Origin of the sequence: Streptomyces sp. UH6 (assembly GCF_013421635.1) — a bacterium.
GTDB classification, from domain to species: Bacteria; Actinomycetota; Actinomycetes; order Streptomycetales; family Streptomycetaceae; genus Streptomyces; species Streptomyces abyssomicinicus.
In genome coordinates, this window is the sequence record NZ_JACADT010000855.1 from 1 (window position 1) to 2,485 (window position 2,485).

The window sequence follows — 2,485 nt, forward strand, 5'->3', positions numbered from 1 at the left end:
CGCCGCGCGCGGTGGTGCGGTCAGGGGGAGGCCGTGGCCGCGTGGCCGTTCAGGGACGCCAGCGGCGTGTCGGCGAGGCCGAGCTCCGTGGCGCGGTCGAGCAGGGACCGCAGCCGGACGTCGCCGTCCTGCGCGGACATCAGCCGGGTCAGCAGCGCCGACACCGTCAGGTCGCGGACGTCTCCGGCCGAGACCGAGCCCACCATCCGGCTCAGGTCCTGCGTGAAGTCCGACGTTCCGTCCAGCCACGACCTGCCGAGCGCCTGGGCCGTCTGCGAGTTCTGGACGAAGCCGTCGATCCCCTTGCCGAGCGAGACCGAGGAGACCAGCCGGTCCAGGAAGACGGACTCCCCGCCGACGATGTTGATGTCGGCGTTCTCCAGCCCCGTGGCCAGCACCGTGGCCTGCGCCTCGGCGACCTGACGCTGGACGTCCAGCCCGGCCAGCCGGATGTCCTTCTCCGCCTCCAGCCGCAGCCGGTACTCCTCGTGGGTGCGGGAGGCGTCGTCCAGCGCGGCCATGGCGGTGGCCTTCTCGGTGAGGCCGGCCGCCTCGGCGCGCAGCCGGACCTCCAGCCCTTCCGCCTCGGCCCGCATCCGCGCCTCGGTGGCGGCGGCCTCGGCCAGCCCGGTCTTCTGCACCACCTCGGCCTCCGCGTCCCGGACCTCCACCGCCGCGAGACCCTCCGCGGCGGCCTCCGCCCGGACCGCCTCCGCGAGCCGCAGCTTGGCCCGCGCGTCCAGGTCCGCCGTCTTCAGCCGCGCCTCGGCCAGGGTGAGCTGCTCCGCGGCCCGGTGCGTCGCCGCGGCCTCCGCCGCCTCGGCGGCCTTGATGTCCTTGACCAGCTTCTCCTGCGCCTCGGCCTCCGCCGCGATGACGACGGCCTGACGCTCCCGCTCGGCCTCCTCGACCGCGCGCAGCCGCTTGATGGACTCCTCCTGCTCGGCGACCGTCCGGTCCACGGCGACGCGCTCGCGCACCACCTCGGCGATCTCCCGGCGCTCCGCCTCGACCTCCTTCTCGGCGGCGATGCGGGTCAGCTGGGTCTCCCTCTCCCGGGCGATGACCTCCAGCAGCCGGTCCTTCTCGATCCGCTCGTTCTCGATCGAGATGACCCGCTCACGGTTCTTCGCGGCGACGGCGATCTCACGGGCCTGGTTCTCCCGCTGGATGCCGAGCTGCTCCTCGGTGCGCAGGAAGGCGGCCTGGGCCCGCAGGCGCTCCTCCTCCACCACCCGCGCGGTCTCCGCCTCCTCGCGGGCGCGGACGGTGTCGATCTCCCGCTTCTGCTTGATCTCCGCGTCGGCCTGCCGGCGCTCCAGCTCCAGGATGGCCTCGCGGGCGTCCACGTCCTGCCGGGTGATCTCCTTCTCCTCGGTCCGGCGCGCCTCGTTGGTCCGGACGTGCTCGATCGCGGTGAGTTCGGTGATCTTGCGGATGCCCTGCGCGTCCAGGACGTTGGCCGGGTCGAGCTGGGTGAGCGGGGTCTGCTCCAGGTAGTCGATCGCGGCGTCCTCGAGGCAGTAGCCGTTGAGGTCGACGCCGATGACCTCGATGATCCGGAACCGCAGTTCCTCGCGCTTGGTGTAGAGGTCGGTGAAGTCCATCTGCTTGCCGACGGTCTTCAGCGCCTCGGAGAACTTGGCGTTGAACAGTTCCTGCAACGTGCCCTGGTCGCTGGCGCGGGCGGTGCCGATGGACTGGGCGACCCGGATGACGTCGTTGACGGTCTTGTTGACCTTGACGAAGAAGGTGATCCGGATGTCGGCGCGGATGTTGTCCCGGCAGATCAGGCCGTCCCGTCCGGTGCGGCCGATCTCGATGGTCTTCACCGAGATGTCCATCACCTCGGCCTTGTGCAGCACCGGCAGCACGATCTGACCGGTGAACGTGACGTCCACCTTCCGCATCTTGGAGACGATCAGCGCCTTGCCCTGCTCCACCTTTCGGAACAGCTTGGAGAAGACCAGCATCAGCAGCAGGGCGACGAGCAGGCAGCCGGCGAGAACCACGCCGATGCCGGTGGAGACAGCGTCCATGGCAACGTCCTCAAGCGTCAGGGAAGACCTCTGAGCGGTACGGAGAACGTTCGGACGGCGCGCGGGCGAGGCCACGGCGGGGCCGTCGGCGGGGATTTCCGGCTCCGGAACGCGGCACACTGCCGGGATCCGGAACCGGAGTCGTCCCCCGTGCTCCCCGTACACACATCATGAACGCCCGTGATCCACCGGCGCATTGCCGGTTTCCGGCAGTGTTGACTAGGGTCTCCCTGCCGGATGGGCGTCAAGAACGCGTTAAGAAGCATCAAGGAACGGGCGGTGGGGCGATGTCCGCAGCAGGGGAACCGGCGGTGTTCCTGGAGGGGCTCGACCGCATCCTGACCGAGGTCGCGGACACCGGGCGCCGCCTGACCCGCGACGAGCTGGAGTCGCGGCGTGAACTGGGCGAGCAGGCGGCCGAGGCGGGGCTCGGACTGCGCGGGATG

The 2,485-nt window shown here is 70.6% G+C and carries 1 protein-coding gene and 1 pseudogene; one reads left to right on the forward strand and one right to left on the reverse strand.

All coding sequences use genetic code 11. From position 1 onward, the window contains the following. Nucleotides 1-20 precede the first annotated feature (20 nt). Nucleotides 21-2,039: an SPFH domain-containing protein gene (locus HW445_RS26725; protein ID WP_180223446.1), complete on the reverse strand. Its 2,019-nt coding sequence runs from the start codon at nucleotides 2,037-2,039 to the stop codon at nucleotides 21-23. A 287-nt stretch (nucleotides 2,040-2,326) separates the two neighbouring features. On the opposite strand from HW445_RS26725, the pseudogene HW445_RS33785 reads away from it, so the two are divergent. Next, nucleotides 2,327-2,485: pseudogene (locus HW445_RS33785) on the forward strand (PucR family transcriptional regulator); the annotation flags it as partial.

Coding starts and splice junctions, on each gene's coding strand:
- HW445_RS26725 (WP_180223446.1), bottom strand. CDS start 2,039: ATGGACGCTGTCTCCACCGGCATCGGCGTGGTTCTCGCCGGCTGCCTG.